Origin of the sequence: Bradyrhizobium nanningense (assembly GCF_004114535.1) — a bacterium.
Taxonomy (GTDB): domain Bacteria; phylum Pseudomonadota; class Alphaproteobacteria; order Rhizobiales; family Xanthobacteraceae; genus Bradyrhizobium; species Bradyrhizobium nanningense.
Genome location: NZ_LBJC01000020.1, coordinates 324,504 through 342,758 on the forward strand (window position 1 = coordinate 324,504; position 18,255 = coordinate 342,758).

Genomic DNA, 18,255 nt, shown 5'->3' on the forward strand with positions numbered 1-18,255 from the left:
TGAGTGATCGCCACGAAGGCCGCGATGGGCGCGGCCGATCCGGCAAAGGATCCCTCCAATGACCGACCGTGACGACATCGAACCTCCGCACGCCTCTTCTCCAACTGACCACGTCCTCAACGAGCTACAGCTCTTCGGCTACCGTCCCTTCGACGACCAGCCCGATCCACGGCCACTTCCCGAGGCCAAGATCATCGCGGGTGCCGTCGCCGACATCTTCGACGCCCTGGTCGCGACGTTGAGCGACACGCGGCTCGAACCGGACCTTGACGATCTGCTCTGGTCGACGGTCAACCTGTTCCATCGTGCCGTCGACCGCATCGAGCGCCACCTCGACGACAACGAACAGGCGCAGCAGAAGAGCCAGCGCGAGCAGAATGGCTCTGAGGTTCGATCGGTCGAACTCGAGCGCCTGACGGCCGAGGGCATCACGCTGATCGAGCGCCGCAACTGCCTGGAGCTCTTCCGCGACACGGCCATCGAGCGCTTCGAGACTCACACCGGATCGTCCTGGCGTCCTCGATCGGGATCGCTGGTCAATCACCGCGCGCTGACCGCCGCGATGATCGACTCCCGCGACTTCATCGCAGCGAAGCGTCGCGCTGAAGCCGAGCTCTTGTTGCCAGAAGGACCGAAGATCGCACTCACCGGCGGGCTCGACTTTAATGACTACCACCTCATCTGGGACCGCCTCGACAAGGTCAATGCCAAGCATCCCGACATGGTCCTGCTCCATGGCGGCTCGCCGAAAGGTGCGGAGCTTATCGCCTCCAAATGGGCGACTAATCGCAAGGTGCCTCAGATCGCATTCAAGCCTGACTGGACCAAGCACGCCAAGGCGGCCCCCTTCAAGCGCAACGATGCTATGCTCGAACTCCTGCCGATCGGCGTCATGCACTTCCCGGGCACAGGAATCCAGGACAATCTCGCTGATAAGGCGAAGCGGCTCGGCATCCCTGTCTGGAGGTTCGGCGGCGCGTGAGCGCCGTCTTCTGCCTGCAAACCGAAGTGGGGTTGCATGCGCCGCAACTCCGCCTCCTTTCGGTCTCATGTTCAGAGTTGCGCCGTGGTGGTGGTGGAAGGCGCGATTGGTACATCTATGCACATGGAGCCACCACCATGCTTGCCCTTGGGCTTGCCATCAACACACTCGGCATCGGCTTGTTCTGCTGGGCGATCTTTGCGCTCGCTGTGTATGCACTGCCGTTTTTCGTCGCTCTCAGTGTCGGAATGACTACGTTTCGGAGCGGCGCCGGCCTCATTGGTGCGGTGCTTATCGCGACGGCCGGCGGTGCGCTGACGCTCGTCCTCGGCCAAGTCGCCGTCGCAATTACCCGGTCCTTGGCTTTGCGCATCGCGATCGCGACAGCATTTGCTATTCCCGCCGCCGTTGCCGGCTATCATGTGGTGTTCGCCCTGTCCCAGATTGGGTTGCCTTCGTTGGTTTGGCGTGAAGTCTTCGCTTGCCTGGGCGCGGTTTGCATTGGCGTCACGTCATGGACGCGCTTGATCGTTCCGGCGGAGAGCCGCCCGTTCGAGCCGGGTAGGGTGGTGGAGAGTCCGTCCTAACCAGTTCTTACGGCCGGAAGGCCTGAGAGATGACCATTTACCTCCTTCGTCGAACAGGTTCGCATAGATCGGCGCGCTGAACGGGGATGATCGAGCGCGGGAGAGGCAGTCCGCCTCGGAGCTCTCGATCAAGCCGCCGGCATTCGGATCTGGCCCACGCAGCCGCGGCGGAGCGGTGTTGCCCCGATCCATTCATGGGAGCCGATACCGCCCTTTGCAGCAGTTTGTTTCTGTTTCTGCGCTGAATCGTTCCGACCTCTTGTTCAGCAAAACCGATATGAGTCATGTCTTCTCCTGAGATTGCGGTTCAGCACGCGGACGCACGTGGCCTCATGGATGGCTTGATCTGGCCGAAGACCGGCTTCGCCTCGATCGTCTGAGCCGCAACGCCGTTGATGCGACTTTCTTCCCCTGGGCTTCGCCCATTCCTCGCGAGTCAAGAAAGTCGCCACAACGGCGTCCTCCGCTGCGCTCCGGCCCGCGGGCGGGTGCGTCGCCGATCGTCTTCGGCCCTAGATCGCCATCGAGGCCGCGGTGGTCGCGGGCTCGAAACACAACAGGAGAAGTGACATGGCTAACATCGGTTCTTTCAAGAAGGTCGGCAACGATTTCCAGGGCGAGATTGTCACCCTGAGCCTGCAAGCCAAGGGCGTCCGCATCGTCGCCGAGACCAACCGGTCCAACGACAACGCCCCCAGCCACCGCATCTATGTGGGGCGCGCGGAGATCGGCGCAGCCTGGTCGAAGCGTTCCGAGGAAGGTCGCGACTACCTCTCACTCAAGCTCGACGACCCCTCCTTCAACGCTCCGATCTATGCGAACCTCTTCGAGGACGAAAGCGGCGAAGGCTACACGCTCCTCTGGTCGCGGCCGCGTAAGAACGGTGAGTAAGCTCGCTCAATCAAGCCCCGCCCGGTTCGCCGGGCGGGGCACTTCGCGCCCGGGCTGAGGTGCGGATTACGATTTGCTAAGCCGCGCAGCCCTTTTGAGCGGGTCTCCCGGCTCGCATCCTAATGCTTCAGCAATCTGCCCGAGGACGGTAACGCTTGCTGATGCGTCGCCGATGGCGCCGACATAACGGCGATTAAACCCGCACGCTCGGCGAGCTCCTCCGGCGTCATTTGTGGATCGTGGCGTTTCCGACGCAGAGTCACAGCCACGACGCTCTTGAGATCCATGGCCATATGGGATCGTTCTAGCAACGATCGTTTCTATTCGTGTCCGAACATGCTATCGATGTGACGGCGCTACGTGCGCGACCGAGCTCGGCCGTCGTGTCTACCGAAGGAATATCCAGGATTCCAACGGTCGTTCCGGTCAAAGTCGTAACGGGGCAGGTCGCCGTCTCAGCCACTGCTCGACCTTACAGCTGGCCAAATGCGCAACGCTGTCGACGGCTGGCATGCCCTGCTTGGCATCGCTGCGGTAGATCACCGTGTCTGGTCCAAAGCGACGCCGGTACTCGGCTGGTCATATGCGGCCGAGCTGCCAGCTGACGGCGATATAGAAGCGCGCGCCTATGCAGCCCGGCGGCTGTGGCGCGCGACGAATGGACGCGCGCCAGCCTTTCATCAACTATCGAAACGACCGCTTGAGGGCTGCGATCCGTGCGCTCGAGGCGCACGGCGCGGGCGCAAGCTATCGCGTTATCGCCGAACTACTGTCCGGCAAAAAGCGTATCCCGATCGCGCCTGGAAGACGCATGATCTGCGCAATCGAACGATCCGCTTCGTGCAAGGCGGCCTCACGTTGATGCGCGGTGGTTACCGCAAAAAATCCTGCGGCCTGGGCGCAGGGACGGGTAGCGTCGTTCCCCAGGGTGCCGAAAACCGTTCCCTCCATATTCGGCATCCCTCTCCGAAGTCTTGCTCCTCCATGATGACCGCACACACGCCGGCCTAGCCAAGCGTAGTGCGTCGTCTTCTTGGAGTTCTCAAATGCCCGATCCGATGGCCGGTGTTCCCCCGCGATTCCTGCGTACACCTGAGGCCGCGCGCTATCTTGGCCTGTCCGGTCGCACGCTGGAGAAGCACCGCACGTACGGTACCGGACCAACATATCGGAAGATTGGCGGACGTGTCGTCTACGCCGTCGATGACCTGAAAGCGTGGGCCGACCGCGGCGCCAGGACGTCGACGTCCGATCCCGGCAAGGGGACCGTGCTGCCCGCCAAAAAGCATCCGGCCCTGCGTCCCTATGCAGGTCAGGAACGTCGCTGATAGCCGCGTGAGAGCAGTGACTATGCGGCGCAAACTTCATTCCGAGCGCGACCAGCTTGAGCTCTTTCGGGCGCTACCCGGCGATCTTGCGCCCCGCGACGCGCAAGATCTGATGGCCTATCCGTTCTTCTCGCTCGCAAAAACGAAGCGGATCGTGCCGATCGATTTCCGCGCGGGTGCGATCGCAATTCGGGTCGAAGCAGTGCCGGAACACGGCATGGCGACCATTTGGGATGCAGACGTTCTGATCTGGGCTGCGTCCCAGATCGTCGAAGCGCGTGACGCCGGCTTGAAGACGTCGCGCCTGATGGCCGCAACGCCTTATGAGATTCTGACGTTTGTCGGCCGCGGCACCAGTGCACGCGACTACGATCGGCTGAAGGCGGGCCTCGACAGACTCCAGTCAACGACCGTGATGACGTCGATCCGCCAACCGACAGAACGGCGACGGCATCGCTTCTCGTGGATCAACGAGTGGAAGGAGACGGCCGATGCAAATGGCCGCCCATTCGGGCTCGAGCTGATCCTGCCGGATTGGTTCTATGCAGGGGTCATCGATGACGCGCTCGTGCTGACGATTGACCGCGCCTATTTCGATCTGACGGGTGGGCTCGAGCGCTGGCTTTATCGTCTTGTGCGAAAGCACGGCGGCCGACAGGACAGCGGCTGGAGCTTTGATCTTCTGCACCTCCATGCCAAGTCCGGCATCCTCTCGCCGCTCAAACACTTTGCTTACGACATCCGTCAGATCGTCCAGCGCCAGACGTTGCCCGGCTATCAGCTCGTTCTTATGCGCGATCCTGATGGCACCGAGCGGCTGAACTTCACGCCTATGCCTGTTGATCCCTTAACGGCACGCCTGCGCCGCCGCGGTCTCATTCCAAATTTGGAGGACAACCTGTGAATCAGCTCGTGCTATCGGGGACCGCAACCCTCGTGCTATCGGGGACCCGATCCTCGTGCTATCGGGGACCGGAATCGAGCTTAACAGCTTGTTTCTCCGTGCTTTCCAGCCGCTCTAACTTTACTAACCAGAAATCCTTCGGATTTCTTCTAACGGACCAAGCCGCAAAGCGCATGGGAGGTGGCCGGCAAAGTCGGCCCGTCCGTCCTGCTGGCGTTCGCAAGCCGTACACGCACTTCCCCGCCGCCAAAGCGAACGGCTCCCAGTTAGAGCGTGGGGGAGCCACGGCATGAGCGATCTGACCGAAGTAGAAGTGCTGTGGCTCGAAAAACGTATCGAAAATCTCATTCGGTTCGGTCGTATCGTCAAGGAACGGCAGCTTGATCGCCATCGGCGCCTCCTGTCGTTTGCGCCCGGCAGCATCTTTGCCTTCGTCCGATGGACCTCGAACGACTTTGGGGCAATCATTTCGCGGATCGACATCTTGCGCGCAGTCGCGCCGGGACAACGCTGCTCGACCGTCCCTTATGTGACACCCGGCGGAGAGATTTTGCTGCGTCTGTCCGGCTGGCCGAAAGTCGAGCGAGTGCTGCAAATGGCCGATGCCGTTGAGGCGCTCGGCATCGATCCAGCTGACGTCGCGCCTGATCATTGGCATCACGTTCATAACCGCCTGTCCGTCAACGAAAACCCGCGCCCGTATACTAAGGCGCGCCATCAGGCCTGGCTACACCGCCAAAAGGTGATGCGATGACGGGCCGCCTGAAGACGCTGACTGCGACGTTTGGGGCGGCTACTGCGCTCGTCGTGACGATCGTCCTGGAGCCGCTTCCGCTTTACATCTGGAACGCATCGGCAAGCGTGCCGATCGGTCTCTACCGCCTCCGACCTGCGGACCAATTCCAAGTCACTGAATTGGTCGCCGTGCGGCCGCCGGAGCCGCTTGCGACTTTCCTTGACCTTAACGGTTATCTGCCCATTGGCGTTCCCATGCTGAAGCGCGTGCTCGCACTTCCGGGGCAGAGTGTTTGCAGAACCGGCCTCATGATTTCGGTCGACGACGTCGCGGTGGGCGAGGCGAAGGATCATGACGGACGAGGCAGGCCGCTGCCGAAATGGCAGGGCTGCCGCGTCGTCGGTGACGGCGAGCTGTTTCTGATGAACTGGCAGTCGGACAACTCTCTTGACGGCCGGTATTTTGGATTTCTTCCGGCATCTAGCGTGATCGGCCGCGCGATGCCGGTGTGGACGTGGGAGGAGTGATCGTGCGTATTCGACGTGTTCTCCTCGCCATTCCCTTGTTCGATCGGTCGCGGGATCATTCCTCCGTCGCGAGCGATTTCTGCAAGGCTGGCGCGAGCCCGACAGCGTGCTTGGGTCGGTTGGGCACGCGCGTTTGTGCTGTGGTGCCCCTTATGTTTCTTCTGACCACGTCCGACAGTGCTGCTTTGGCCCAGAGCACATCAGCTGGACGACGGGCCATCGGTCAGACAGTTAATTCGTTTGAGAGCTTCATCACTGAAGCCTCACAACGCTTTGCGATTGCGCCGATCTGGATTCGGGCAGTTCAAAGCGTCGAGAGTGCTGGTGACGTGCACGCCAGATCGCCACAAGGCGCAATGGGCCTGATGCAAATCATGCCGGCGACCTGGGCGGAGCTTCGCGAGCGCTACAATCTCGGGAACGATCCCTACGACCCGCACGACAACATTCTGGCCGGCACGGCGTACTTGCGCGAACTGCTCGACCGGTATGGCTCGCCTGGCGTGTTTGCCGCGTACAACGCGGGACCATCTCGCTATGAAGAGCATCTCGCAGGCGGCTCTCTGCCAGAGGAGACGCGAGCATACGTCGCAAAGCTTGCAAATCTGCTTGCCATCGAACTGCCGCCGAAGTGGATGTCCAGCGGACGGTCATCAGCAGTTGCGACGCTATTCGTTAAGCGATCCGATCTCATGAAAACGCGCGATCGGTTGCTTGCGCTCATGCCGCCGGGCGGTGTGACGACCGCAATCTCGGCGTCCGGTGTTTCACCCATGGTTCCCCGGCCTAGTGGCGTGTTCGTCCCTCGATCGGATTCGGGACAATCGCAATGACCAAGTGTGCGGGTTCGCAAGCCTTGGCGTGCTTCACCGAGCGAGTGTCACGTGCTCATGGCGTATGGGCGATGCCTTCGGCCCGCGCTCTACTCGTCGCTTCGCTCCTCACCGAGCCACCCTTCGGGTGTCTCGGCCCTTCGGGTAACGATCGCTATCGCAAGCGCTCGGAAGCAGTCGGGGCTTCGCGAGTTGGCTGCCAAGTCGCGGCGGCTCTGTCGGGAACCCGCGACCGGGAGACCACGACGGCAGGACGGCGAGATAAAAGGGGCTCGCCGGTCGAACCGCAAGCCATTGGCATGGCTTGGGTTCTGGCGTGCCGGTCAGTCGGGGCGCGTGCCGCGCCTTGCATTTTGTTTAATGCAATCAAAGGCGTTTTCGGCACCGTGCGCGCTTTTGATCGTTGGGAGGCCCTGCCGTGAGCGTGGGCGACAGCGACCTGCGTGTTCGGCCTGGGCGCATCCGCAGCACTCGCTCGCCTAAGCCGAAGAGCTTCATCAACCAGGTGCTGCGGGCGGCGAAGAAAGCAGGACACACCTCGGGTCAGACCGGGACCGGCAGGCGTTTGGCGGCCTATGGGCGCTCGACGTTTGGCCGCGGGCGCCTCGCATTTAGCCGCAGCCGATTGTTCAGCCCGACGCGGCGCGTCGTGGTGAAGGCGCGTGTGGTTCGTCACAAAGGGCGAGCCTTCCGTTCAGCGCCACTGACCGCCCACCTCTCATATTTGAAGCGCGACGGCGTGACCCGGAGCGGCGAGCGGGCCGAGATGTTCGATGCTGGCAGCGACCGCGCCGACAGCGCGGCTTTCGCGGACCGGTCCAAGGACGACCGGCATCATTTCAGGTTCATCGTCTCGCCTGAGGATGCGGCGGACATGACTGACCTGAAAGCCTTCACGCGCGATCTCGCCAGACAGATGGAGAGTGATCTCGGCACGCGGCTCGATTGGATGGCTGTCGATCACTGGAATACCGACAACCCTCATGTTCATCTTCTCGTTCGGGGAATAGATGAGGACGGGACGGATCTCGTGATCTCCCGTGACTACATCAGCCGAGGCCTGCGCGCGCGCGCCGAGGAATTGGTCGCCATTGAACTCGGTCCAAAACCGGAGCACGAAATCCGCAATTCGCTGGAGAGCGAAGTCACGGCTGAACGATGGACGCGGCTCGATCGGGAGATCCGGCTGGCGGCCGATGAGACCGGCCATATCGATCTACGTCCCGAAAATCCCGGCAGGCCCGATCCCGAGATCCGGCGCCTGATGGTCGGTCGCCTCCAACACCTGGAGAAGATGGGCCTTGCCGCATCCGCCGCACCAGGGGAATGGATGGTTGGGCTTGAGGCCGAGCGTAGCTTGCGCGACCTCGGTATGCGCGGTGACATTATCAAGACGATGCACCGCGCCTTCACAGAGCGTGGAGAAGTCCGCGGCGTTGCCGATTTCATCATCGAGGGAGGGCAGCCGACGTCCCAGATCATCGGACGGCTGGTCGACCGTGGACTGCATGACGAACTGACCGGAGAGGCCTATGCCCTGATCGACGGAACAGACGGGCGGGCGCACCATGTGCGCTTTCGAGGCTTAGAGGCTTTCGAACATGCACCGCCGGCCGGCGGCATCGTCGAGGTCCGACGCTTGGGTCAAGCAGGCGGTCCGCGACCGATCTTGGTGCTCGCGACCCGTTCCGATCTCGATCTCGGTGGGCAGGTCACCGCAAAAGGGGCCACCTGGCTCGACCACAGGCTGGTCGAACGCGACCCGATACCGCTCGCCATGGGTGGATTTGGCCGCGGGACCCGCGACGCCATGGAAGCCCGTACCGAGCATCTGATCCAGGAGGGCCTGGCACGGCGGCAGGGCCAACGGATCATCCTGCAGCGCGATCTCCTGGACACGTTGCGCAGACGCGAACTGGACGAGGTGGCAGCAAAGGTCTCGGCTGACACCGGCCTGCCTCGCGTGAATGCCGCCTCCGGGGAGCATGTGGCGGGCACGTATCGCCAGCGCCTGACGCTCGCCTCGGGACGCTTCGCCATGATCGATAATGGGCTCGGGTTCCAGCTCGTGCCCTGGTCGCGCGAACTCGAAAAGAGGCTCGGCCAACACGTCACCGGCGTCGTGAAGGACGGCGGCGGCATCGAATGGGGCTTTGGTCGGAAGCGCGACCTCGGCCTCTAGCTATCTCGCCAATTCAGTTGCAGAAGGGCGCTCAGAATGTCCGGAACCAAAATCCTCTGGGGACAGGTGATCGTTGTCGGCCTGATCGTTTTGCTGGCCATCTGGGGAGCAACCGAGTGGACGGCCTGGCGACTTGCCTACCAGCCCGAGCTTGGACGGCCTTGGTTCGAACTGTGGGGCTTCAAAGTCTATTATCCACCGATCTTCTTCTGGTGGTGGTTCGTCTTTGATGCCTATGCCCCGCAGGTCTTTGTCGAGGGGGCCTTCATTGCGGCGTCGGGGACTTTCGTTTCGATCGCGGCGGCGATCGGCATGTCGGTGTGGCGGGCGCGCGAAGCCAAGAACGTTGAGACCTATGGTTCGGCGCGCTGGGCTGGCGCGGAAGAGGCTCGAGCGGCCGGACTTCTCGGTCGGGATGGTGTGGTGCTGGGCAAGCTCGATCGCGACTACCTCCGCCATGACGGGCCGGAGCACGTGTTGTGTTTTGCTCCCACCCGGTCCGGCAAGGGTGTCGGACTCGTCGTTCCCTCGTTGTTGGCATGGCCGGGCTCGGCTATCGTGCACGATATCAAGGGTGAGAACTGGCAGCTGACCGCGGGTTTCCGCTCGTGGCATGGCCGCGTCCTGTTGTTCGACCCGACCAACCCGGAATCCTCGGCTTACAATCCGCTGCTCGAGGTCCGGCGCGGGGAATGGGAGGTTCGCGACGTCCAAAACGTGGCCGACGTCCTGGTCGACCCTGAAGGCTCCCTCGACAAGCGGAACCATTGGGAGAAGACTAGTCATTCGCTCCTGGTCGGCGCCATCCTCCATGTCCTCTATGCCGAGGCAAACAAGACTTTGGCCGGGGTCGCCGCCTTCTTGTCCGATCCGAAGCGGCCGATCGAGGCGACGCTGAAGGCGATGATGACAACGCCGCATCTTGGCGAGCAGGGCGCCCATCCCGTGGTCGCCTCGACCGCGCGCGAACTCCTCAACAAATCCGAGAATGAACGTTCCGGTGTTCTGTCCACCGCGATGTCGTTCCTCGGACTTTACCGCGATCCCGTCGTGGCCCAGGTGACCTGCCGCTGCGACTGGCGGATCGCCGACCTGATCGCAGATAGCCGCCCGACGACACTTTATCTCGTGGTGCCGCCCTCCGATATCTCGCGCACCAAACCGTTGATCCGCCTGGTACTGAACCAGATCGGCCGGCGCCTGACCGAAGATCTGCACGCCCGCGACCGCCGGCATCGAGTCCTGATGATGCTCGACGAGTTTCCCGCACTTGGGCGGCTTGATTTCTTCGAATCCGCGCTCGCCTTCATGGCTGGGTACGGCATCAAGAGTTTCTTGATCGCGCAGTCGCTCAATCAGATCGAGAAGGCCTATGGGCCGAACAACGCAATTCTCGACAATTGTCACGTCCGCGTCAGCTTTGCGACCAACGACGAGCGGACCGCCAAGCGGGTGTCCGACGCGCTGGGCACGGCGACCGAGATGCGGGCGATGAAGAACTATGCCGGACACCGGTTGAACCCTTGGCTGGGGCACCTAATGGTTTCGCGGCAGGAGACGGCAAGGCCGCTCTTGACCCCAGGTGAGGTCATGCAGCTTCCGCCGATGGATGAGATCGTCATGGTGGCGGGGACGGCGCCGATCCGGGCGAAGAAGGTCCGCTACTACGAGGATCGGCGATTCACAGAGCGGGTACTGCCGCCGCCTGATCCGGCGACGGCTGGCCAGTCATCGCGAACGGACGGATGGTCAACGTTCGGAGCGTCAAAGCCGGCGGGGAGTCCAACTGAAAAAGCCGCGAAGGCCGAGCAGGACACGGCGAATAGCGGACTCCGTCGTGAGCCCGAACTCCCCGATCACGTCGCGATCGCCAAGGAAACGAGCGAGCCAACGCCAGCCGAGGAATTTTCCGCCGTGCTTGACGATGACGAGGACGCGGTCCGCCAGTCCCGGCTTATACGTCAACAGATGCGCGGTGTCGCCCGTCAAGTCGCCATGGATCCGAATGACGGTATGGAGCTCTGAGGCATATGCGCGACCGGATGAACGTCTACTTCCCACCAGAGCTTCTGAAACAGATCTCGGAGCTCGCCGATCGCAAGAAGCTTTCCCGGTCTGCCATTGTGGAAGCTGCGGTCGCCTCCTTTCTTTCACCCGACGGAGTGGACAGGCGGGAGGCAGCGTTTACCCGTCGCCTGGATCGGCTTTCCCGTCAAGTGCAGAGGCTGGAGCGCGACGTTGGTTTGACGGCGGAGACCCTGGCTCTTTTCATCCGCTTCTGGCTAACGATCACGCCACCATTGCCAAACGAGGCGCAGGCGGCCGCACAGGCCAAGGGCAGGGAGCGCTTTGAAGGCTTTGTCGAAACGCTCGGGCGTCGGCTTCAAAAGGGACAAGGCTTCTTGCGCGAGATTCCTGAAGATATCCTCCGTGAGAAACCGGCCGGCGAAACGTGACCGAGCATCCCGGGTATGTTATCACGCGCCTTCCCTTCTTTTCCACACCAACCTGCGACCACAGGAACCGGGCGTAGCTGGCAATGAGCTCGACGCGCTATCGGCTCGAACAATCCGTGCTTTGGTCGCCAATCAGCTCGGTTTTGGTGCTGCTGTTCCTGGGGTGCCTGCCTAAGTCTGTTTGCCGATGTTTCGTGGCTGCTCAATCCCTGCCGGCATTTTGTCGGAGCATTATTGCGCCCGTCGCGCGCTCAAGTGTCGCGGTCGAGCTGCGTCTGCGCGACAAAAATCATTAGACAAACTCCAGATCACAATTTAGAATTGTAGTAAACGATCGCATATTGGACGGGCTAACTCCTGAATTATTGGTTTGCTGCTGCTGCTTTGAAGGTCTTTGAACTTCTTTGAGCGTTGATGGCTGGTCGCTACGCGCGCTAATGTTGAATTGCTTTGCTTCCGAACGGACAGTGCGACGCCGAATGCTGTGATCGCTGATCAGGATAACGGCGCTCGATCTTACTGACAGATATTCGGCGGTTGATCCGTGAGTAATATTTTGAATCTTCGGTACGGCGGCGGCTCGCTCGCTCTGAACAAGAGCAGCACCCTCGCAGCTGTCCATTCCGGCTCGTTGCTTCAGCCCGCTGCAGAAAATCAAATCGCTTCTCGCTCCGGTTCGTATCAAATCCGGAAGCGCAGCGACCTTGGAACCATCAAGGCGCTCGGAGACGAAACGCGAAGGGATTCGAAGAGCCTCGAAAGTACGATCGGCAGGCTGTCACGTCCCGCGGAAATTACCAACGTCTATCACAGCTCTCCCGATATGGTGCCTTTCGTTCCGACCGGAACGGTCTATCTCGAATTTCATGAAATGGCCGATGAGCAGACGAGGAATGAACTGATCACCCGGCACCACTTAAAGCTGGTAAGACGGGAATTCGACGGCGGGTTGACGCTTCGTGTGGACGATCATCGACGGGACGCAGTCGAAGTTTGCACCGCCTTGCAGCAGGAGCCATCAGTCAGGATCGCCGAGCCCGACCTGTCGACAGAGGGTGAGGTGAAGGGCTTTGCCGTCCCGAACGATGCCCTGACGGATCACGAGTGGTACCTCGAAAATACCGGCCATAACGGCGGCGACACTGGCAATCTGAAAGCTGGCGCCGATGCGCGAGTGATTGCCGCATGGCGTCTGCTTCAAGGCTTCGGTTCTCCCGATGTGGTGATTGGAATTATCGATGACGGCTTCGACTTGAGCCATCCCGATCTTGCGGATCGATCGGTGCATCCCTGGGACTTTGCGCGCAATGCGGCCAACGTCGCTCCCGAACCCAACCTCACGTCGCCGCAGTTGGGAAACTGGCATGGCACGGCATGTGCCGGGATTGCCATTGGGGCCGTCGGCGCCGGCAAAATCGTTGGCGCCGCTCCTGGATGTTCCTGGATACCGGTGCGCTGGTCGAGTCTGGAGCCGATAGAGATCGCGAAATGGTTTGACTATATGCGTGAGCACGGAGCATCGATCGTCAGTTGCAGCTGGGGCGCTCGGGCGACCAACTACCCACTGTCGACGCGGGTTGCCAAAGCAATCAGCCGTTGTGCCACCGAGGGGCGTGAAGGCAAGGGCAGCATCATCGTCTTTGCCGCCGGTAATGAAGGCCGTGACGTCAATGACCCGGCCCACAGCAGCGTGAATGGATTCGCCATCCATCCAGACGTCATAGCGGTCGGCGCTTCCGACAGCCTGGATGAATATGCTTCCTATTCGAACACCGGCAAGGAAATCTGGATATGCGCGCCCTCGAGTAGTGACAGCGGTCGTGGTGTTACGACTGCCGACGTGACCGGAGAATTCATCGACTCGATCGGAGCGACGCGCCCTTTGGGCTATGTGCCAGGTGATTACAACGAACACTTCGGCAAGACGTCGAGCTCCTGTCCGCTGGTTGCCGGAATCTGCGGGTTGGTGCTGAGCGCCAATCCAGGACTGACCGCGGCGGAGTGCCGCGAGATCCTCAAGCAGACCGCGCGTCGGATCGGTGATCCTGGTTCCTACGATGCTGATGGCCATTCACGACTCTTTGGATACGGATGTGTTCACGCCGAGGCGGTGGTTGCCGAGGCGAAGGCCCGGTTGTTGCAGGCTTAAGCCAATCCGCTGCCTGCAGATCAAGTGTTTGCCCCAAGGGCGCGAGTTGTAACGCAGGAGGAAGTTATGTGGGCATTCCGGGCTTTCGCGATGATGATCGCCGTCAACGCGAGCTTGCATTCGGTCAGCGCGATGGCACAGGAGGCATGGAAGGAACCGCAAGATTCCGCCGCCGCGGTCACCGATCCGGACCGGTATGCCTGGCGGCTTTTCGTGGCCCTCAATTGGCCGGCAAACGTTAAGCAGAGGGCACCGGATTCAACCAAGAAGTTCGGAGATGCGGCACCGGGACCGGTCGTTTGGGAAACCTGGCGGAGCGCCAATAACAATGCAGCCGATACGGCTTACCCCATCGACGGTTCTGACCCCGGCACCTGGCTCGACAAAGAAACGCCCGCCGACAAACCTATCGCTGGTCTGGACCGTGGCGCGGAGCAGCAACGAATCCTGCTGGAGTCGATGAAGCGGGGAAACACACCGCTGCCGGCATTCGAAGAGGACATCGCAAGAGCCTTAGAGAACGAAGAGACCGTCAACGAGACCAGATTAAATCAGGCAACGTTCGAATTTGTGAGGTCAAAGAAGCTCTACAACGTCGACGAACAGATCAAGCTGTTTACGAACCGGGTCCAGACCATCGACTTTCCGCTGGCAGCCAAGGAAGTGAAGGCGCAATGGCGCGAGATCCAGGAGGCCGACAAGCCGCGCTACCACTGGGTCAAGTCCGACAACGGCAAGATCTATGGACTGACGGCGCTCCATATCACGACAAAGGATTTACCGAAATGGCTTTGGGCGACCTTCGAGCACATTGACAACAAGATTCCGGAATCCCAGGGCGGGCGCAAATTCAATATTGGCTGGAATCTGAAGTCGGTGGATCACTTTGCTTGCCCTCAGGCGCCGCATGATTGTGAACAAGCGCCGGCCAATATCGGTCTCGAAGGCACCAAATGGGCAAACTACCGGCTTCGCGGAACGCAGATCGATTTCGTCGACAGCCGCGGCAACATCACGCTGCTCGCGAATTCGCAGCCCGAAGGCGGCTTCCAGAACACGTCGTCCTGCATCACGTGCCACGCCCGGTCGACGATCGGCGCAACGGCACGCATGTCGGTCTTCAAATGTCAGGGGCAGGGTTCGACGGGTATGCCCAGCCCGGCGTGGTTCGTCGACCCGGCCAACAATCTCAAGTTCGTGCAACTTGACTTTGTCTGGTCTCTTTTCCGAGCTCGACGGGCAAATCATAGCGGAGCTCCCCCGGCTCAGGACCCGCTCTGCTCGAATTAGATCGTTTTGCCTAGGGAGAATGAGATGACAACGAACATTCCCGGTTTCGTACAAACCATCAAAGTCAACGATTTTCTGCCGGGTGATCCACCAATCGACATAACTGACATCGTTCGTCAGGCGGATAGCGGCGCAACTCCGCGGATACTTGCGCGGTTAGAGACGGATAAGCCAGATGGAGAGCAACCGCCGTCACCGCCAAAGTTCTTTTCGATTGCACGGCGATGCACGCATGCCGGCTGCAATATCCTCAAGGGCAGTCCGAACTGGGCGACGGCTGACCGGCCCATTGTGTTCAGCATGCTTGGGGAGGGTGCTACGGCTTATCCGGTCATCCAGTGTCCGTGTCATGGCAGCAGATTCGATCTGACCAGTGGCAAGCGCTTGCTGGGTCCGGCGCCGCCCGGTGCCAATCTGGCTCAATTTGAAACCAGGATCGAGACGGTGGGCGAAGATTCCTCTGTGTTTGTGGCGATAAACGCCATGCCCTGACGGGACGAGTTGGCGGTATTTGGCGGAGGCTGACAATGGCAGCAGCTTTGAAATGGACGGCGACGGGGGCGACACCCAGCCAGCGTTACGACGATGTCTGGTTCTTCAATCCCACTGTCGGATGGGCGGTCAACAGCTCGGGATACGTCCAGAAGACGACCAACGGCGGACAGACATGGGAGACCAAGTTCAAGACACCTATCCTCCCCGGGACTAATCGGCCGGTCTACCTTCGCTGCATGGCTTGGCCGAGCGAGCAGGTGGGGTGCGTCGGAACGCTGACAACCGAGCTCCGCCTCTATCGCACCACGGATGGTGGCGAACACTGGAATCCGGTCACTCTACCGGCCGCCGCGCCAAAGAAGGTCTGTGGATTGTATGCGGTAGATCAGTCCGTCATCTACGGTTCGGGGACCAACGATCCCAGCGACGGAGCTGCAGTGATCAAGAGCAGCGACGGAGGAAATAGCTGGATCGCGATCGACATGTCAACGCACGCGTCGAATTTGATCGACATTTACTTCCAGACCAGGGAACGCGGCTGGGTAGTCGGCGGCTTCTCCGACAAGGCGCAGCCCACATATGATGACGTCAAGCCGGTGATCCTCTTTACTGAGGACGGGGGTGAGACATGGGTCGACCGTCTGAAAGACATGCGCTCCCAATTTGTGGAGGGCACCTGGGGATGGAAGATTCAGTTCCTGAATGACCGGCTCGGATTTGTCTCGCTGGAGAACATGACACAGGCCTTCATTCTCAAGACCGAGGATGGCGGCAAGACTTGGTCGAAGTTTTCGGTACACGGCAATGCCAATATTGAAGGCATTGGCTTCCTCGATTCATCCACCGGTTGGGTCGGCGGGTGGGGCGATGAGGACTTTGCCTCGGGCAAGAGCAGCGTCACGAATGATGGCGGCCAGAGCTGGCAGAATGCGGATTCGATCGGAAAGTTCATCAATCGATTTCGCTTCTTCGGCAACCCCGTCAATCTCGGATACGCCGCGGGACGGACCATCTACAAATATGCACCGGACGTGGCAATCAAAGGCGTCGCACCGGTTGCCGTTGCCGCCGCCGCCCGCGCGGAAACCGAAAGCACTCCGTCCTACGACAAGCAGGTGCCGATCAGATTCCAAGTCCCCGCCGGGAGCGAGCGCGCAACGCTCCATATCTGGAATCGCTTCGGCAAGGAGATGCGAACGCTGATCGATGAAAAGAAGCCCGAAGCAGGGTCTCGGGAAATGGTGTGGGACCGCAAGGACGACCGCGGAGAGGCGGTTCGCCATGGCGTCTACATCTATCGCGTGACGGTCGACGGGAATGCAGAGAGTGGCGTGTTCGCGTTGCGCTAGCCGAGATATCACGCGGAAGGCGTAATCTGTATCTGTGTGGGGCGATTGTGTAGTGATGATCTAGGGAGGGATACGTGATGCAAACGCGCTTTGTCGCTGCCGGAGCTCTCCTTGCCACAATTCTCATGAATGCTCACGCCGCATCGGCGCAGGGAGCGCCGGATGTAACGCCCAAGGTGCTGCCGGACCGGATCGACGATGTACCGGACGCTGATGGGAGCCCGTTTCCGCGCTTCGACAATTTCAGTTGGCGGGCCTTCATCGCCCTGAACTGGCCGGCGCTTGAGGGGCCTGAAAATCGCGGCATGCCGGACCGGACCAAAAAGCCGGGTGATAGCGGACCGCGCGTGTGGGAGACCTACAAGGCGCGCTACGAGGTTTTCGCACCGGGGGCACCAGAACCGAAGGGCTGGACCAGTTACGAGGGGGCGAATCCGTGCGGCGGGGTCGACAACGAGACCAAGACACTGAGCGCATTCAGTCATTTTGCGGACTACAATCAGGCATCATTCGTGCTGGGGAGGCTGGCTAATCCGCTGATCGACCAGAGCAAGATGTATACGCGTTATGAGGTCCGCTTTAGCCGCGAACAGTTTGAGTCGATCGTGGATCCGAACAACAAATGGTACATCAAGCAGAATTTGCCGACGGCGGCGAAGCCTGGGACTTTCAAGGATGGCTCGGTTGAGATCAAGGCCGCCTGGCGCGTGCTCAATCCTGGTGATGGCACCGTTCGCAGCCGCTTCTACATCAACAAGGCGATGGTGTTCGATCCGGTTGCGACGGATCAGCAGGGGACAGTCGTCTGCAATGAACATGAAATTGCGCTGGTCGGATTTCATATCGTCATCAAGACGAAGTTGAGGCCACAATGGATCTGGAGTTCTTTCGAGCACGTCGACAATGTGCCGCCCAGGACTGACGAACCCGATGCCAAGGCCGTGCCTGTCCGATACTCATTCAATTCCGGGTTGCCGCCGCAGGTAGTGGCGCCGATGCCGGCGCCAGGGATGATTTCCGAGACCAACCGGCCCGACCCGAATTTGAAGATGCAGGTTATCCGCGCGCAACCGATTCAGCCGGAAACGATGCAGATGAATCGGAATTACTGGAATCTCCCTGACATCAAGGAGACCGTTTGGGCCAACTACATGCTGGTGATGACGCAGTGGCCGAGAATACCGGGCACGCCCGGCATCGGCAACGCGGGAACGCCATTTCCGACCGGTGTTTCATCCACCCTCGCGAACACGACGATGGAGACCTATCAACAGAGAAACGGCAGAAGCTGCATCGAGTGCCATCAAGAGGTTTCCAACTCGCTGGGCAGGGATTTCGTTGCCTTCATGGGCTTCGACGCTACAGATCCTGTGCAGCAGGCGATCGCCGCGACAGCATTCCGGGCCAGTTCCATCCGTGCTGCGAACGCAACCAGGAACTCGCCGAGCCTGGACTCTGTAAGGGGTCCGTCGCGAACTGCACTGGATGATGATCCATCGGTGCAGGCTTTGGTCCGGATCCTTCAGGAGCCGTGAGATAGAACGCC

The 18,255-nt window shown here is 60.7% G+C and carries 17 protein-coding genes and 1 pseudogene; 17 read left to right on the forward strand and 1 reads right to left on the reverse strand.

All coding sequences use genetic code 11. The features are described from left to right. The first annotated feature begins 58 nt into the window (after nt 1–58). The 3 genes from XH84_RS14440 to XH84_RS14450 all read left to right on the forward strand — a co-directional run bounded on the left by XH84_RS14440 (nt 59) and on the right by XH84_RS14450 (nt 2,460). Nucleotides 59–982 carry a DUF2493 domain-containing protein gene (locus XH84_RS14440; RefSeq protein ID WP_128948357.1) on the forward strand — a complete coding sequence of 308 codons (924 nt, stop codon included), beginning with the start codon at nt 59–61 and terminating at the stop codon, nt 980–982. Continuing rightward, a complete protein-coding gene (locus XH84_RS14445) occupies nt 979–1,569 on the forward strand; it encodes a hypothetical protein (protein WP_333921852.1) in 591 nt (196 codons plus the stop codon). The genes XH84_RS14440 and XH84_RS14445 overlap by 4 nt, the downstream gene beginning before the upstream one ends. A 570-nt stretch (nt 1,570–2,139) precedes the next feature. Beyond that, complete coding sequence (locus XH84_RS14450) at nt 2,140–2,460, forward strand: DUF736 domain-containing protein (protein ID WP_128948358.1); 321 nt, start codon at nt 2,140–2,142, stop codon at nt 2,458–2,460. A 66-nt stretch (nt 2,461–2,526) separates the two neighbouring features. Here XH84_RS14450 and XH84_RS40770 read toward each other — a convergent pair. Next, nucleotides 2,527–2,747 (reverse strand): annotated as a pseudogene (locus XH84_RS40770) (helix-turn-helix domain-containing protein). A 371-nt stretch (nt 2,748–3,118) separates the two neighbouring features. Here XH84_RS40770 and XH84_RS40775 point away from each other — a divergent pair. The 14 genes from XH84_RS40775 (at nt 3,119) to XH84_RS14525 (ending at nt 18,244) form a co-directional block, all read left to right on the forward strand. Continuing rightward, a complete protein-coding gene (locus XH84_RS40775) occupies nt 3,119–3,322 on the forward strand; it encodes a DNA -binding domain-containing protein (RefSeq protein WP_245471727.1) in 204 nt (67 codons plus the stop codon). A gap of 184 nt (nt 3,323–3,506) precedes the next feature. Next, nucleotides 3,507–3,788, forward strand: a complete 282-nt coding sequence (locus XH84_RS14465) for a helix-turn-helix transcriptional regulator (protein ID WP_128948359.1) — start codon at nt 3,507–3,509, stop codon at nt 3,786–3,788. Between the two features lie 22 nt (nt 3,789–3,810). Then, a complete protein-coding gene (locus XH84_RS14470) occupies nt 3,811–4,692 on the forward strand; it encodes a replication initiator protein A (RefSeq protein WP_128948360.1) in 882 nt (293 codons plus the stop codon). 289 nt (nt 4,693–4,981) lie between these two features. Then, entirely contained in the window at nt 4,982–5,446 is a 465-nt protein-coding gene (locus XH84_RS14475; protein WP_128948361.1) for a DUF2840 domain-containing protein, read from the forward strand. Then, a complete protein-coding gene (locus XH84_RS14480) occupies nt 5,443–5,955 on the forward strand; it encodes a S26 family signal peptidase (protein ID WP_128948362.1) in 513 nt (170 codons plus the stop codon). Before XH84_RS14475 ends, XH84_RS14480 begins: the two co-directional genes overlap by 4 nt. 152 nt (nt 5,956–6,107) lie before the next feature. Continuing rightward, complete coding sequence (locus XH84_RS14485) at nt 6,108–6,788, forward strand: lytic transglycosylase domain-containing protein (protein ID WP_333921845.1); 681 nt, start codon at nt 6,108–6,110, stop codon at nt 6,786–6,788. A gap of 418 nt (nt 6,789–7,206) precedes the next feature. Continuing rightward, entirely contained in the window at nt 7,207–8,970 is a 1,764-nt protein-coding gene (locus XH84_RS14490) for a relaxase/mobilization nuclease domain-containing protein (protein WP_128948363.1), read from the forward strand. Nucleotides 8,971–9,006: 36 nt separating this feature from the next. Further along, the gene (locus tag XH84_RS14495; protein ID WP_128948364.1) at nt 9,007–10,995 is read left to right on the forward strand and encodes a conjugal transfer protein TraG; all 1,989 of its coding nucleotides are present in this window, start codon (nt 9,007–9,009) and stop codon (nt 10,993–10,995) included. Between the two features lie 5 nt (nt 10,996–11,000). After that, on the forward strand, nt 11,001–11,426 hold the full coding sequence (locus tag XH84_RS14500) for a ribbon-helix-helix domain-containing protein (RefSeq protein WP_128948365.1): 426 nt from the start codon (nt 11,001–11,003) through the stop codon (nt 11,424–11,426). 544 nt (nt 11,427–11,970) lie between these two features. Next, the gene (locus XH84_RS14505) at nt 11,971–13,575 is read left to right on the forward strand and encodes a S8 family serine peptidase (RefSeq protein WP_128948366.1); all 1,605 of its coding nucleotides are present in this window, start codon (nt 11,971–11,973) and stop codon (nt 13,573–13,575) included. Between the two features lie 90 nt (nt 13,576–13,665). Beyond that, the gene (locus XH84_RS14510) at nt 13,666–14,865 is read left to right on the forward strand and encodes a hypothetical protein (RefSeq protein WP_128948367.1); all 1,200 of its coding nucleotides are present in this window, start codon (nt 13,666–13,668) and stop codon (nt 14,863–14,865) included. Nucleotides 14,866–14,889: 24 nt separating this feature from the next. Beyond that, nucleotides 14,890–15,357 (forward strand): Rieske (2Fe-2S) protein, encoded by a 468-nt coding sequence (locus tag XH84_RS14515; RefSeq protein WP_128948368.1) that lies wholly within the window; start codon nt 14,890–14,892, stop codon nt 15,355–15,357. A 35-nt stretch (nt 15,358–15,392) separates the two neighbouring features. Next, nucleotides 15,393–16,709, forward strand: a complete 1,317-nt coding sequence (locus XH84_RS14520) for a YCF48-related protein (protein WP_128948369.1) — start codon at nt 15,393–15,395, stop codon at nt 16,707–16,709. 77 nt (nt 16,710–16,786) lie between these two features. Then, on the forward strand, nt 16,787–18,244 hold the full coding sequence (locus XH84_RS14525; RefSeq protein ID WP_128948370.1) for a hypothetical protein: 1,458 nt from the start codon (nt 16,787–16,789) through the stop codon (nt 18,242–18,244). The last annotated feature ends 11 nt before the right edge of the window (nt 18,245–18,255 follow it).

Bases quoted from the DNA above. Each gene is read 5' to 3' on its own strand.
- XH84_RS14480 (WP_128948362.1), top strand. From the start codon at position 5,443: ATGACGGGCCGCCTGAAGACGCTGACTGCGACGTTTGGGGCGGCTACT.
- XH84_RS14475 (WP_128948361.1), top strand. From the start codon at position 4,982: ATGAGCGATCTGACCGAAGTAGAAGTGCTGTGGCTCGAAAAACGTATC.
- XH84_RS14440 (WP_128948357.1), top strand. From the start codon at position 59: ATGACCGACCGTGACGACATCGAACCTCCGCACGCCTCTTCTCCAACT.
- XH84_RS14450 (WP_128948358.1), top strand. From the start codon at position 2,140: ATGGCTAACATCGGTTCTTTCAAGAAGGTCGGCAACGATTTCCAGGGC.
- XH84_RS14515 (WP_128948368.1), top strand. From the start codon at position 14,890: ATGACAACGAACATTCCCGGTTTCGTACAAACCATCAAAGTCAACGAT.
- XH84_RS40775 (WP_245471727.1), top strand. From the start codon at position 3,119: ATGGACGCGCGCCAGCCTTTCATCAACTATCGAAACGACCGCTTGAGG.
- XH84_RS14470 (WP_128948360.1), top strand. From the start codon at position 3,811: ATGCGGCGCAAACTTCATTCCGAGCGCGACCAGCTTGAGCTCTTTCGG.
- XH84_RS14510 (WP_128948367.1), top strand. From the start codon at position 13,666: ATGATGATCGCCGTCAACGCGAGCTTGCATTCGGTCAGCGCGATGGCA.
- XH84_RS14465 (WP_128948359.1), top strand. From the start codon at position 3,507: ATGCCCGATCCGATGGCCGGTGTTCCCCCGCGATTCCTGCGTACACCT.
- XH84_RS14500 (WP_128948365.1), top strand. From the start codon at position 11,001: ATGCGCGACCGGATGAACGTCTACTTCCCACCAGAGCTTCTGAAACAG.
- XH84_RS14525 (WP_128948370.1), top strand. From the start codon at position 16,787: ATGCAAACGCGCTTTGTCGCTGCCGGAGCTCTCCTTGCCACAATTCTC.
- XH84_RS14485 (WP_333921845.1), top strand. From the start codon at position 6,108: ATGTTTCTTCTGACCACGTCCGACAGTGCTGCTTTGGCCCAGAGCACA.
- XH84_RS14495 (WP_128948364.1), top strand. From the start codon at position 9,007: ATGTCCGGAACCAAAATCCTCTGGGGACAGGTGATCGTTGTCGGCCTG.
- XH84_RS14520 (WP_128948369.1), top strand. From the start codon at position 15,393: ATGGCAGCAGCTTTGAAATGGACGGCGACGGGGGCGACACCCAGCCAG.